Source organism: Psychromonas sp. (genome assembly GCF_041586535.1).
Classification (GTDB): Bacteria; Pseudomonadota; Gammaproteobacteria; order Enterobacterales; family Psychromonadaceae; genus Psychromonas.
In genome coordinates this window covers 1-13,535 of record NZ_JBFGZY010000115.1, presented here as the reverse complement: position 1 = coordinate 13,535, position 13,535 = coordinate 1, and the positions used below count along the sequence as shown (strand labels likewise).

At 42.2% G+C, this 13,535-nt stretch carries 16 protein-coding genes; 12 read left to right on the top strand and 4 right to left on the bottom strand.

Annotated features, from left to right (window positions below; all coding sequences use genetic code 11):
- Both ABZA00_RS12895 and ABZA00_RS12890 read left to right on the top strand, forming a co-directional pair.
- Nucleotides 1–221: zinc ribbon domain-containing protein (locus ABZA00_RS12895; protein WP_372882573.1), on the top strand; the 221-nt coding region annotated here is incomplete at its 5' end.
- Between the two features lie 444 nt (nt 222–665).
- Nucleotides 666–1,736 carry a branched-chain amino acid aminotransferase gene (locus tag ABZA00_RS12890; RefSeq protein ID WP_372882572.1) on the top strand — a complete coding sequence of 357 codons (1,071 nt, stop codon included), beginning with the start codon at nt 666–668 and terminating at the stop codon, nt 1,734–1,736.
- 839 nt (nt 1,737–2,575) lie between these two features.
- Here ABZA00_RS12890 and ABZA00_RS12885 read toward each other — a convergent pair.
- The gene (locus tag ABZA00_RS12885; protein ID WP_372882571.1) at nt 2,576–3,439 is read right to left on the bottom strand and encodes a YicC/YloC family endoribonuclease; all 864 of its coding nucleotides are present in this window, start codon (nt 3,437–3,439) and stop codon (nt 2,576–2,578) included.
- A 129-nt stretch (nt 3,440–3,568) separates the two neighbouring features.
- Here ABZA00_RS12885 and ABZA00_RS12880 point away from each other — a divergent pair, with 129 nt between their 5' ends.
- Nucleotides 3,569–4,141, top strand: a complete 573-nt coding sequence (locus tag ABZA00_RS12880; RefSeq protein ID WP_372882570.1) for a GTP-binding protein — start codon at nt 3,569–3,571, stop codon at nt 4,139–4,141.
- Here ABZA00_RS12880 and ABZA00_RS12875 read toward each other — a convergent pair.
- Nucleotides 4,128–4,580 (bottom strand): HIT family protein, encoded by a 453-nt coding sequence (locus ABZA00_RS12875; protein ID WP_372882569.1) that lies wholly within the window; start codon nt 4,578–4,580, stop codon nt 4,128–4,130. The two genes, ABZA00_RS12880 and ABZA00_RS12875, sit on opposite strands and share 14 nt — an antisense overlap.
- A gap of 234 nt (nt 4,581–4,814) precedes the next feature.
- On the opposite strand from ABZA00_RS12875, the gene ABZA00_RS12870 reads away from it, so the two are divergent.
- Genes ABZA00_RS12870 through dapB form a run of 3 tightly spaced genes read left to right on the top strand, consistent with a single transcriptional unit; the run spans nt 4,815 to nt 6,138 of the window.
- Nucleotides 4,815–5,036, top strand: a complete 222-nt coding sequence (locus ABZA00_RS12870) for a hypothetical protein (RefSeq protein ID WP_372882568.1) — start codon at nt 4,815–4,817, stop codon at nt 5,034–5,036.
- A gap of 1 nt (nt 5,037) precedes the next feature.
- A complete protein-coding gene (locus ABZA00_RS12865; protein ID WP_372882567.1) occupies nt 5,038–5,370 on the top strand; it encodes a DUF2956 domain-containing protein in 333 nt (110 codons plus the stop codon).
- Between the two features lie 36 nt (nt 5,371–5,406).
- Entirely contained in the window at nt 5,407–6,138 is a 732-nt protein-coding gene (dapB, locus tag ABZA00_RS12860; protein WP_372882566.1) for a 4-hydroxy-tetrahydrodipicolinate reductase, read from the top strand.
- Between the two features lie 62 nt (nt 6,139–6,200).
- Here dapB and ABZA00_RS12855 read toward each other — a convergent pair whose 3' ends face one another.
- A complete protein-coding gene (locus ABZA00_RS12855; RefSeq protein WP_372882565.1) occupies nt 6,201–6,620 on the bottom strand; it encodes an MAPEG family protein in 420 nt (139 codons plus the stop codon).
- 94 nt (nt 6,621–6,714) lie between these two features.
- Complete coding sequence (locus tag ABZA00_RS12850; RefSeq protein WP_372882564.1) at nt 6,715–7,230, bottom strand: GNAT family N-acetyltransferase; 516 nt, start codon at nt 7,228–7,230, stop codon at nt 6,715–6,717.
- A gap of 266 nt (nt 7,231–7,496) precedes the next feature.
- Between ABZA00_RS12850 and ABZA00_RS12845 the strand changes: the two genes are divergently transcribed.
- The 6 genes from ABZA00_RS12845 to ABZA00_RS12820 all read left to right on the top strand — a co-directional run bounded on the left by ABZA00_RS12845 (nt 7,497) and on the right by ABZA00_RS12820 (nt 13,301).
- The gene (locus tag ABZA00_RS12845; protein WP_372882563.1) at nt 7,497–8,768 is read left to right on the top strand and encodes an O-acetylhomoserine aminocarboxypropyltransferase/cysteine synthase family protein; all 1,272 of its coding nucleotides are present in this window, start codon (nt 7,497–7,499) and stop codon (nt 8,766–8,768) included.
- 77 nt (nt 8,769–8,845) lie between these two features.
- On the top strand, nt 8,846–9,085 hold the full coding sequence (locus ABZA00_RS12840; protein WP_372882562.1) for a DUF3820 family protein: 240 nt from the start codon (nt 8,846–8,848) through the stop codon (nt 9,083–9,085).
- A gap of 185 nt (nt 9,086–9,270) precedes the next feature.
- Nucleotides 9,271–10,200: a hydroxymethylbilane synthase gene (gene hemC / locus ABZA00_RS12835; RefSeq protein ID WP_372882561.1), complete on the top strand. Its 930-nt coding sequence runs from the start codon at nt 9,271–9,273 to the stop codon at nt 10,198–10,200.
- The gene (locus ABZA00_RS12830) at nt 10,200–10,934 is read left to right on the top strand and encodes a uroporphyrinogen-III synthase (protein ID WP_372882560.1); all 735 of its coding nucleotides are present in this window, start codon (nt 10,200–10,202) and stop codon (nt 10,932–10,934) included. Before hemC ends, ABZA00_RS12830 begins: the two co-directional genes overlap by 1 nt.
- 26 nt (nt 10,935–10,960) lie before the next feature.
- Nucleotides 10,961–12,097: a uroporphyrinogen-III C-methyltransferase gene (locus ABZA00_RS12825; protein ID WP_372882559.1), complete on the top strand. Its 1,137-nt coding sequence runs from the start codon at nt 10,961–10,963 to the stop codon at nt 12,095–12,097.
- A 13-nt stretch (nt 12,098–12,110) separates the two neighbouring features.
- Nucleotides 12,111–13,301, top strand: coding sequence for a heme biosynthesis protein HemY (locus tag ABZA00_RS12820; RefSeq protein WP_372882558.1), 1,191 nt, complete (start codon nt 12,111–12,113; stop codon nt 13,299–13,301).
- Nucleotides 13,302–13,535: the final 234 nt, after the last annotated feature.

The window sequence follows — 13,535 nt, the reverse complement described above, 5'->3', positions numbered from 1 at the left end:
GCTCTAAAACTTGCCATTGTTGCGGTCACAAAGTTGAATCAATGCCCTTATCGGTTCGTAAATGGGATTGTCCAAACTGCGGAACTACGGATATAGATCGGGATTTAAATGCCGCTCTTAATATCCGCGCTAAAGGTATTCTGAAATTAAAAGCGGCTGGACAAGTCGTTACTGTTTGCGGAGGCTTGCGTAAATCCTGTCACGAACAGGTTGCGGCTTAGGAAACAAGAAGCATCGCCCGAATAAGGGCGGTGAGAAGTCACAATACTCAATAACAGTGGAACATTGCCTATAGGATCTAAAATAAAAAACAGTAACACTGCAGTTGAAAATATTGAGAATGTGCTTTCCATGCCAATTGGTCCTTTAAAATAACCTTGCTGAGCTAAGGGCGATACTATAGCAAATTCAATGCATTTTTCTTTTTTTTATCATAATTAGAAATTATTATACAAACACAAGCTGCACAATATTCCATTAAGCTGAAACAAGGATTAAACTTGCCTAATTACGCTTTGAGCATGAATTAGTAAGCGTCTTGAAATTAATTTATAAATTGTATTTAATCGTACTCGACGATAACTTATTATGCACACTACTTGATACTTTTCATGCGCTGAATTTTGCATTAAAAAACAATAAAATTATAAAAATAGGGAATTGATATGATGATTGATATGAAACCGCTTGAGCTTTCCAAGCGCGGGGCCTGCCCGGAAGTGTATAGTTTTGGAAATGATTTTTCTGATCATATGTTCAGTCAAAATTATACCCAGGGCGCAGGCTGGGCAAACGCTGAAATTACCCCTTATCACGCATTAACACTTGACCCTTCAGCTGCTGTTTTTCATTATGGACAGGAAATATTTGAAGGTTTAAAAGCATACCGCACAGCAGATGGCTCGATTAACTTATTCCGTCCGATGGAAAACTTTAAACGCTTTAACCGTTCTGCAAAAAGAATGGTAATGCCGGAAGTGGATCTGGAGTTTCACTTACAAGCCCTGAAAGCACTGCTTTCTATTGACCATCCCTGGGTTCCTGAGCAAGCAGGCGCATCTTTATATATACGCCCAACCATGATCGCCACCGGTAAAAAATTAGGTTTGGGTGCCAGCGATGCTTATACCCATTTTATTATTACCGGACCAGCCGGCTCTTACTTTAAAGGTGGTTTTCAACCTGTATCTGTTTACATTGCTGACCAGTATCGTCGCGCGGTAGTAGGTGGTGTCGGTGAAGCTAAGACCGGTGGTAATTATGCGGCAAGCCTCTATGTTTCTGAAGAGGTTGCAAAACAGGGATATTCGCAAGTGCTTTGGCTAGATGCTGTTAACGGAAAGTACGTTGAAGAAGTTGGCGCCATGAATATCTGTTTTGTATATGAAAATAAACGCATTGTAACCCCTGCTTTAAGCGGTAGTATTTTACCTGGGATTACCCGTGACTCGATTCTTAAACTGGCGCCTGCATTAGGTTTTGAAGTTTCTGAAGAGCGCCTGGACATCCAGGAGATATTAGCGGATATAAAAAGCGGAAAAATAACTGAAGCATTTGGTTGCGGTACCGCTGCGGTTATTTCTCCAGTTGGCAAACTGTGCTGGAAAGGTACTGATTATGTTATTAACAATAATGAGTCAGGAAAAATTTCCAAGCAGCTATACGATGAGCTGACCGGGATTCAATACGGCACTCGTGAAGATCGTTTTGGCTGGATCGAGAAAGTTGAAATATAATAACTTTGTCTGCCAGGATTAAGTTATACCAATTCCGATAATTAGATGATCTATTTAGGCGTAGGAAAAATGGATGAAAGCAAGGCATTGATTGCAGTAACTAGTTGTTCTAATTGCAAAATCAATAACGAAGCTAGCATTCATTTTAACAAGCATAAATGAATAGATAATTATCGGATTTGGTATAACAGGCTCTGAGCAGTAAATCTGAAGAGAAAAGACCGCAAAATAGAGTAGAAAAAATATTGAAAAGGCACAAAACAAAGCGATAAAGGGCTGTTTCTTTTTGCTGGTCAGTAATCGTTCGTAATAAAGGGGAAGGATTCTCCGCGGCAAATCTCGGGCTGGGCTGTTTTGTTGGGTAGTATCATTGCTATACCGATGATACTCCAAGTTGCCTTGCCCTTCGGGGCGCGGGCTCGAAAACCAGCTCAGCGTTGCAACAATCGAAAAGGGAATAACCATTACCTCATGTTGCGTCTTGTTCTGGTCTCCGAGCTCGTGCCTGACAAAACATGTTGCAATAACATGGGTATAGATCAGATAGGCTCGTTTTTTTTCAATACACATTATATTGCGCTAATGCGTCCAATTTAATTCGCTACGCAGAGTGTTGCGAATGGAAATTCCTGATATTAAAGTACGCATATTGCGAAAATTAAGGAGGGAACAGCGCTTTGTAAACTCTGTGTGAGGTTACCAGTGTAGTTTTGTATCACCATCTGTGTCATCACTTTACCATGAACTGCAGGGAACATGCTAGAGCCGGTAGAAACAATAAAGCCCCGAAATACGGGGCTTTTAAGGTGTTTTATGGCAGTCAGAAACAGGTTAAAACATCATTCTATATTTTGCACCTGCTCGCGCATTTGCTCGATTAAAACTTTGCATTCAACGGCTGCAGCTGTAATGTCACTGTTGATAACTTTTGAGCCCAGGGTGTTTGCTTCGCGGTTAAACTCCTGCATCATAAAGTCCAGGCGGCGACCTACTGCTCCACCTTTTTTCAGGACCTTAACGGTTTCTGAAATATGCGAATCCAGGCGATCCAGCTCTTCGGCCACATCTGTTTTTTGAGCCAGCAGCACTAACTCCTGTTCAACGCGGGTGCTGTCTAAATCGACCTTGGCATCTTCGAATTTTTTAAGGATGCGTGCTTTTTGCCAGGTCTGTACTTCCGGCATAAATTCACGGACTTTATTTGCCTGTTCGCCGATGGCCGTTAAACGCTGTTCGATAAATGCAGCAAGATTGCTGCCTTCGGCGGCACGAGATTCAATAAATTCATTCAGTGTTTGTTCAAAACCGGCCATTAACTCCACACTTATCGCATCGAGATCCTGCTCGGGTGTCTGCATAACGCCCGGCCATTGCAGAATATCGATGGCGTTTAATGTGCCAGTGCCCGCTTTATCAATCACCCACTGCGCATTTTTGATTAACTGTGCTGCCAGTTCCTGATTCATACTTAAGGCATTATCATTGCCGCTGGTGGATTCAAAACGCAGATTACACTCGATCTTTCCACGTTGTAAACGTTTACGGAAAACTTCTTTTAATTTAACTTCAAGGCCACGGAATTGTTCAGGGAGGCGAAAATAGGTCTCCAAATAACGCTGGTTAACTGAACGAATTTCCCACACTGCAGTGCCCCAATCACCTTTGAATTGTTTACGCGCAAATGCTGTCATACTGTAGATCATAATTACCCCTCTGAATTTGAAAGCGCAGTATAACTGAGTCATTAGTAAACATGCTACGATAACCTGCCGGCAATTTAACGATGTTTAAAAGCGGGTAAAAACAGTGATCAATTTATTGGAAAATATGTAATGAAAAAAGAGATACCTTGCCACCTTATCGCTGGATTTTCTGGTTCGGGTAAAACAACCTTTATCAAACAATTATTAACTTATAAACCGTCCGGTGAAAAATGGGCGGTATTAGTTAATGAATCTGGAAATAGCAATTATCCCCATACACATTACCAGGCCAATAATATTTTTATTAAAGAGGTGCATGGCGGCTGTTTATGTTGCAGTGCCGGGATGCCTTTTCGAGTAGCCTTAAATAATTTACTTAAACAGGTTAATCCTGACCGATTGTTTATTGAACCTGCCGGCGCGGGACATTTAGCTAATATTCAAAAGTTACTGCAGGGGCAGTTTTATCAGCCTGTTTTACAGCTAAAAGCGGTCATCTGCCTCTTATCTGAAGAGCAACTGGCAGATAACAGATATGCTGAAAATGAAGGTTATCTTAAGCTCATTGCTCAAGCCGATAAAGTGTGTATTAAAAATAATCTGACTGCTGATCTGGCAATAAAAATGGCTGACAAATATGGCAAGCCATTTTATTTGTTGCAGGGGACAAAGCAAGATTTAGATTTTATTACTCAGCCTTAACCTTAGGCGCGGTAAAGTGATAACCTGTGATTTTTTTCTGCTGGCAAAATTGCTGCAGTTTTATCTGAATAGCGAGTACTTCATCGAGCGGATAGGGCTGTTTAAAGCTTGTTCCCCAAACGACACCCGGCCAGCATGGATCGTCTTTACTGCGGGCAATAACATGGAGGTGCATCTGCGACACCATATTGCCGATACTTGCGACATTTAACTTGTCACAGACAAAATGCTGTTTAAGAAATTCACTGATAATATTGCTTTGCCGAATTAAATGTTGCTGTTCCTGTTCCGTTAACAGATACAGTTCGCTCTGCTCGGTTTTCGGGACAATAATTATCCACGGAAAATAATGGTTATTGAGTAGTAACCATAAACAATCAGCACTCTCCGCTAACTGGTAGCAGTCATTTTCCAGATTCGGGTTTAATTGAAATGTCATATTTTTCCTAATGTTCAGTGGTTAAAATATGTTTATTATGCGCTAATAAAGTACCTTCTGGCGACAGGAGTAAAGCGTAATCACTGAAAAAAGGGGTTTAAAACCCATGATTCAGCTCTCTAAAGTTGTTAGACTAACTTTTTTGATCCATTGCGGTTATATAACGTTATCTTTTAGCGGATCGGTTGTGAAAGATTATTTACCGGAAAATGTATTACAAACAAGGAAATCGTCATGAAGTTTAGCCCGTGCACCAATAACTGCACTAAAGATGGAACGCATTGCCAGGGGTGTGGTCGAAGTCACCTGGAAATTCAATCCATGTCTGCCATCGGTGTGCAGCTGCTTAACCACCTGCTTAAATATGATTACGATGATCCAGAAGTGTTTTTAGAGACGCTCAGTAACAAGGCACTGCTGCGTTTACAGAAACAACGCGAAAATAAGTGTGAATAATATGGCTAAAAATAATAACCTAACAATTTCCCCGGAAACTCAAGATGAAGCGATGGCGATTGCTAAAAAAACGCAAAAACCCGGACAAAGCAAAGAGCAGACCCGCTTAATCGCTCTGGGGATTCAAAAAGGGATCGCTGAATATAAAAAAATGGCTAAAAGCAAACAGCGCGAACTGAATAAAGCCAATAAAAAAAAGAAAAATCAACCGGCAGAGCCGAGCCAGGAAGAGCAGACACCGCTGCTAATAAAGCCGCGCAGTAATCGTTTACCGTGGTTTTTATTAGCACTTAGCTGGATTGCTTTTGCTGGTTATTTTATTCTCACCAGGTAATTATCTATTTATATTTGAAACAATAAAGGAACAGAGATGATCACAGTTATCGTAAATGGCGCAAAAGGGCGCATGGGCAGTGAAGCTGTTAATGCAATCAATAATGATCCGCAGCTGCAATTGGTTGGGCAGTGTGATGTAGGCGATGACCTGATCCAACTTATTAATGATTCAGGTGCGCAGGTGGTAGTTGACTTAACGGCGGCATCGGCCGGTTTTAATAATACTAAAACCATTTTAAATGCCGGTGCACGACCTGTTGTGGGAACAAGTGGTTTTCAGGTTGAACAGGTGAAAGAGCTGCAGGCACTGGCGGCGGAAAAACAACTGGGCGGTTTAATCGCTCCTAACTTTTCAGTCGGCGCGGTACTGATGATGAAGTTTGCTGCCGAGGCGGCGAAATATCTGCCTGATGTTGAAATCATTGAAGCGCACAGTACACAAAAAGAGGAAAGCCCTTCCGGTACAGGTATCCGCACAGCAGAGTTAATTGCGCAGGGGCGTACTAAACAGGCAATTCCATTTAACGATAAAGAATTAATTGAAGGTGCCCGCGGCGCTGAACTGCACGGCGTAAAACTGCATTCAGTGCGCTTACCCGGTGTGGTTGCGCAGCAGACGGTTTTCTTTGGCGGGTTAAGCGAAACCTTAAAGATAGAGCATAATTCCCAGCACCGTGAATCCTTTATGCCGGGCATCTGCTTAGCCTGTAAACAGGTGGTCAAACGTAACGAGCTGGTTTACGGCTTAGAGCATTTGATGGATTAGTGTATTGCTGACGATTTAAAGCCCGCAGGTTTATTTATGCGGGTTTTTTTAAGCGAATAAATTCACAATAAACGGGTTAAAATCAGTATCAATAACAGGATATTGGCTAATAAACCGAGCAGATAAAAGTAAGAGCGCGGGCTGGGATTTTGTTCTGTAGAGATCATGTAATAGAGTATCATGTGCATGATACGTGCCAGAGCATAGATCCACACAGCGAACCCTGTCCAAACCGGATTTACCCCTGCTAAAATAGCCAGAAATGCACTGCCCAGAAAAAGACTGATATTTTCCAGAGAGTTTTCCATGGTGCGATAGGCGCGAAACACAAAACTTTCATGGCCGAGTGAAGGATCGATTTTTCCCGGAATATGGTTGGGTAATCTTGCTTTACCGGTATTGGCGACAATAAACTGTACGATCAGGGTAGTTAAAACCACCAGTAAACCGCTAAACGCCGAACTGTATGCGCTAAAATCCATGATAACTCCTTTTTCAGTCTTTTATCTTTAACATAATAGCCGAAATTACTTATATTGAACTTTGCTGCAGAATAGTGCTTATGGGGTAGCTATTTTACAGATCTTTCCTGAACAGCAAATCAGTTTGAATATCACCGCCCATATCAAAAGGGTGTGATCCGATTTGATAAAAGCCCATGTTTTTATAAAAGTGTAGTGCGCGATGATTATTTTCCCAAACGCCCAGCCAGAGGTATTCTTTACTGAGCTGCTCTGCCCGTTGTTTGGCAAAATCCATCAGCTGTTTACCTAAACCTCTGCTCAGGAAAGCCTTACGAATATAAAAACGTTCAATTTCCAATGCGTTTAAATCATTAATATCGGTTTGTGCGGTCATTACATTGACCTTTAAAAAACCGGCAACCTGCTTTTCAAAGTAAATGAAATAAAAACAACTATACGGGTTATCCAGTTCAGAGAGTAACTTTTCTCTGTTTAAGGCATCCTGAAAATACTGTGCCATCAATGTAGTACTATTACTGTCTGAAAATGTATCAGCATAGGTTTCAATTGCGATTTCGCGTAATAGATCAACCTGTTCGCGGCTACAAACCCTGATCTTGCCCTGCATATAACACTCCGCTAACCTGTTAATCTTAAGTAAGTTTATCTTTATTGTTCAGTTGTCTATCTGATAATAAAAGATAACAGTTGGTAATCATAGCGATAGTAATATTTTCTAATTGTGAGCTTCATCTTATAAAAACCTTGTTTAATTAAGCGCAGCAATGCTAGCGTTATACCCGTTTGCATATGACCGGCTGTTAACCTGCGGATTAACACTTCTTCAGGAAGCTTGGGCAGAGATCCGTTATTATTTATTTAACAGGGATATTTATGAAACTAGAATCACTTGCACTACATCATGGTTATCAATCTGAAGCAACAACCAAAGCGGCTGCGGTACCTATTTACCAAACGACTTCCTACACTTTTGACAATACCCAGCACGGAGCGGATCTGTTTGATTTAAAAGTCGCCGGTAATATTTATACGCGGATCATGAACCCGACCACAGATGTCCTGGAAAAACGCGTGGCGGCGATGGAAGGCGGAATAGGGGCGCTTGCTGTGGCATCGGGCATGTCAGCTATTACTTACGCAATACAATGTATATGCGAAGTGGGTACGAATATTGTCAGTACCAGCCAGCTTTATGGCGGTACATATAACTTATTCGCGCACTCCCTGCCCAAGCAGGGGATTGAAACCCGTATGGTCTCCTATGATGATTATCAGGGCTTTGAAGACGCTATTGATGAAAACACCCGTGCAGTGTTTTGTGAATCCATTGGTAATCCGGCGGGTAATGTTGTGGATATTGTGAAACTGGCCGAAATAGCCCATAAACACGGTGTGCCGCTGATAGTGGATAATACCGTGGCAACACCTGTATTATGCCGGCCTTTTGAATTCGGTGCTGATATTGTGGTGCACTCATTAACTAAATATATTGGCGGTCATGGTACCTCGATTGGCGGTATTATTGTTGACTCCGGCAAATTTGACTGGGTGGCCAATAAAAAACGTTTTCCCATTTTAAATGAACCGGATCCCTCTTATCACGGTGTGGTTTATACCGAAGCCCTGGGCGAAGCTGCTTACATTGGACGCTGCCGTGTTGTGCCGCTGCGTAATACCGGTGCCGCGATTTCACCAATGAACTCTTTTCAAATTCTGCAGGGGCTGGAAACCTTATGTCTACGCATGGAGCGCCACTGTGAAAATGCAGAAAAACTGGCGGCCTACCTGAATCAGCATGAAAAGGTTGAATGGGTTAATTATGCGGCGCTTGAAAACAGCCCCTACTATCAGACTTGCCGGAAAATATGTGCGGGTAAAGCGTCCGGTATTTTAAGTTTTGGTATTAAGGGCGGGGCAGAAGCGGGTGGTAAATTTATTGATGCGCTGCAGATGATTTTGCGTCTGGTGAATATTGGAGATGCCAAGTCGTTAGCCTGTCATCCGGCATCAACAACGCACCGTCAGTTAAATCCTGAAGAGTTAAAAGCGTCAGGTGCCAGTGAAGAACTGATCCGTATCTCCGTCGGAATTGAAAACATCGATGATATTATTGCCGATGTTGAGCAGGCTTTAGCGCAAGTGTAAGTTTTAGCAATAGCTATTCAGCCGATATTACCAGTATCGGCTTGTTACCATTTTTTACTAACTGAAGAGAAATTCCATTGTTTGATGATCCCAAACAGCTTAGCGAAGCTATTAATCAAGTTATGCCCTTTGGAAAATATGCCGGGCGTAAACTGATTCACTTGCCCGAGCCTTACTTAGTGTGGTTTAACAGTAAAGGTTTTCCTGAAGGTAAACTCGGTCAACAGCTGGCCTTAATCTATGAAATAAAATTAAATGGTTTAGAAAAAATGCTATCACCATTAGTTAAACCGGAAGGTTTGCATCGCGGGTTTTAAATCTTCAGGTAATTTGTGCCTATTTTAGGACGTCAGAATCCTTTATTGTCTGCTTGATTAGCCACAAAGGAACTTCTCTTAACCATTTTCTTTTATTCAATAAGCATTTTTGTGCTAATCCGCATGCTTATTAAACTTATCTTTGCTAGCATTAACTGATTATTTTTTAATGAGAAAGTTTTTTAATGACAGCGCAAAAAATTCGTATAGCAACCCGCCACAGTCCTCTTGCCATGTGGCAGGCTAACTTCGTAAAAGCAGAGCTTTTAAAACATCACCCTGATTTAACCGTTGAATTGTTGGCGATGAAAACCAAAGGCGATAAATTACTGGATACCCCTCTGGCTAAAGTGGGCGGTAAAGGACTTTTTGTTAAAGAGCTGGAAGTGGCGATGTTGGAAGGGCGGGCTGATATTGCCGTGCATTCCATGAAAGATGTGCCGGTTGATTTTCCGCAAGGATTGGGGTTAATGGTTATTTGTGAGCGCGAAGATCCGCGCGACGCTTTTGTTTCCAATCATTACCAGAATATTGACCAGCTGCCGCAGGGCGCCGTTGTGGGTACCTGCAGCCTGCGCCGCCAGTGCCAGTTACGCGAATTACGTCCGGATCTTAAGGTCAAAGACCTGCGTGGTAATGTGAATACCCGTCTGGGCAAATTAGATGCCGGTGAATATGACGCTATTATTCTGGCGGCAGCAGGATTAATCCGTCTGCAGATGGAAAGTCGCATTGCCTCTTTTATAGCGCCGGAAGTAAGCCTTCCTGCCGTGGGTCAAGGTGCTGTTGGTATTGAATGTCGTGTTGATGATGCGCAGACCATTGCATTATTAAAACCTCTTGAAGATGCACAAACACGTTTCCGGGTGACTGCTGAACGCGCTATGAATCTGGCGCTGCAGGGTGGTTGTCAGGTGCCTATCGGCAGTTTTGCCCTGCTTGAAAATGAGCAGATATTTTTACGGGGTCTGGTTGGCAGTGTTGACGGCAAGAAAATAATCCGTAAACAGATAACAGGCCATCAGAATGATGCGCAGCAGTTAGGTTTACAGCTTGCCGAGCAGCTATTAGCATCCGGTGCCAAAGAAATTTTGGCTGAAGTGTATAACAATTGATGGCAGAAGTGCGCTTATTAGTCACCCGTTTTGCTCCTCATGCGCAACGTCTGACGGAGTTGCTTAACAAACAGGGGATCTTTGCGATTGCCCAGCCCCTGTTAGCAGTGCAGAAAACAGATGAGTTTGATAATGCAGACCGCGTGCTGGCAAAGCATTATGATTATATTATTGCAGTCAGTCCTAATGCGGTTGACTATACTGATCAGGCGCTGGCGGGAATAAACTGGCCGCAGAGCAATTATCTGGCTGTCGGCAAAGGCACCCAGACAAAGTTAAAAAGCGCAACAGGGCAAAATGTTACCATCCCGGAAAGGTGCTTTGATAGCGAGGGACTGCTGGATTTACCTGCATTATCGGATTTACAGGATAAACATATTCTTATTCTGCGCGGGGTCGGTGGTCGCGAGCTGCTCTGTGACACACTAACTAAACGCGGTGCAATCGTTAATTATTACCAGCCTTATCAACGTGTTGTTATTGAATTAAGTGGTTCTGATTTAATCAGGGAATGGCAACGCAAAGAGATTAATGGTGCTATTATCAGTAGTATTGAATTGTTAGAGAGACTGATCGCAGTCGTGCCGCTTAGTGCACAAACATGGTTAAAATCACTCACTGTTTACGCACCAAGTTTGCGTATCACTGAGCAGGCAAAGCGCTGGGGGTGGTCAGATGTGCAAATACTTCCCGGTATGTCCGATGAACAAATTGTTGATTATTTTAAAGATTAATTAAAATTGAAAATGTGAGGGTGGTTATGACAAGGAAAAACAATAACAATGAAACAACAGTCGACAGTAACGATGTCATCACTGACGATCCTGTTGTGGAAACTGAAAATAACCCCGCAGATAAAAAGAAGAAAAAGCGCAATTGGGCTCTCCCGATCGCTTTATTAGCGCTGCTTCTCGTTATTTTGCTGATTCTTTCCGGTTGGTATTTCTATAAAGCACATGAAAGGTTAATGGCTGAACAGCAGGCAACCGTCACCCGGTTAAGCAGTACCTTATCTTCAGACAAACAAAGTCAAAATCAGCAAAATTCAGAATTACAGGATCTTGTGGAGCAGGTTAATCAGCAGCTTCAGCAGGTGCAGAATGAAAATAAGCTGGTCAGTAGCGATCTTCAATCTTTACAGCGCCGTGTCGCAGAAACAAACGTGCGCCAGCCAAATGACTGGATCCTCTCCGAAGTTGAATACCTGGTGCGTTTAGCCGGCAGTAAAATCTGGATAGAAAGTGATGTGCAAACCGCTATCTCTCTTCTTGCTGCAGCAGATCAGCGTCTTCTGGTGTTAAGTGACCCGAGTTTAAGCCCCTTACGTGCAGCCTTATTAGAAGATATTAATAGCCTCGGCTCTTTACCGAAACGTGATCCTGACGGGGTTGTTTTGGCGCTTTCCAGTCTTGAAAGCCGTATTGATAAATTAATGGTAGCCGGTTTTAAATTATCAGAACCGACGCAAAGCGAGACAGGCGAAGTTTCTTCAGATATTAAAGACTGGAGTGAAAACTTATCTAAATCATGGAACAGTTTTGTTGAGAGTTTTATTGTCATCAATACCCGGGATGTGAAAGTGGAGGCGCTATTATCACCACAGCAAAGCTGGTACCTGAAGGAGAATTTACGCGGTGCGATCGCCAAAGCTGAATTTGCCGTTTACCGTGAGCAGCAGGATATTTATGATTTAGCGATGCAGAAGGCAGTTGATATATTAACTGGCTATTATGACTTAACTGATAATACGACGGATCATTTTTTAAAATCTATTCAACGTTTAAGCAAGCAAAAGGTTTCTGTCAATTATCCCGAACAACTAAAAAGCGCGCCCATACTGGAGCGTATTATGACGCAGCGGGTAAAAAAATCACTTGCCAGCTCGTCTGTAAAGTAAGGGAGGGATAATTATGCTTCGAGTCATTGTAGTTGTTTTAGCACTTATTGCAGGGCTGATTTTTGGACCTGAAATCAGCACTAATAAAGGTTATATTTTAATCTCCCTTGATAGTTACACAACCTATGAAACAACCATTATCAACGCTGTGCTTGTGGTAGTGGTTGTTTATTTTCTGTTGTTATTTCTAGAATGGGTATTACGCAAATTACTCTCCATCAGCTCAGTAACGCGTGGCTGGCTTGGTCAGCGTAAAACCAAAAAAGCACAGCGCAACAGTATGTTAGGGATGTTGGCATTGTTTGAAGGGAACAGTAAACAAGCGCAGAAGTTATTGTCTAAATCAGCCGAACGCTCTGAAGCGCCTGCGTTAACTTACATTGCAGCCGCCAGAGCAGCGCAGCAGGAAGGTGACTACACGTTGCGTGATGATTACCTGAAACAAGCCACCGAAAGTCAGAAGGGTTGCCGTTTAGCCGTCGGTTTAGTTTGGGTAGAGCTGCAGATAGAAGCAAAACAGTTTAAAAATGCGTTGCTGACACTGAATGAGTTAGATAGCTCATTTCCCGGCCATAAACGTATTGCTAAACTGTATCTGGATATTTACCCGCCGTTAAAAGAGTGGTCTAAGTTTATCGCTGTTCTGGATGAGCAGCGTAAGTATTTATCCTATACTGATGATCAATTTGATGCCATTAAATTAGATGCTTATCAGCATCTTTTCAAACAGTTAGCGACACAAAGTGGTGAAGCTGTACAAGACTTATGGAATAACAGATCGTCACGTTGGATGCGCAAAGATTTAGATTACCAAAAGGCGATTCTGGATGCGTTTATTGCAGGTAAGCACTTTCAGTTTGCCGAGCATTTTCTCCAGGAAAAACTGAAAGAGAAACTTTCTTTACCGCTTCTTGCATATGCCGATCAAATCCCGATCAGCAACCGTCAGAAATTAATTCTACTGTTGGAAAAGAACCTTAAAAAAGATCCCGATAATGCGGCGATTCATCATGCTCTTGCCAAGTTAAAATTAGATGATGATAAAGATCAGGATGTGATTGAACATTTGAAGAAAAGTATCGAACTGGAGCCCAGTGTTGACAGTTTTGCGCTGCTCGGCAAGGTGCTGGAAAAAATGGATAACCTTGATGAGGCTAACAACTACTACCGTCAGGGTATGTTGTTATTAATGTCATCAAAATAAGATTCTAATGGCATAATCTTAATGCAAGCCATTTTATAGCACTGAAATTAGCAGGAGTTTATCCTGCTTTTTTTACAATTTTGACAGGTGATACCAATTGGATTAATTAAATGATCTGTTTAGGCGTCAGGAAAAATAAATGAAAGCGAGGCATTGATTGCAGTAACTAGTTGTTCTAATTGCAAAATCAATAACGAAGCTAGCATTTATTTTAACAAGCATAAATGTTCAGAT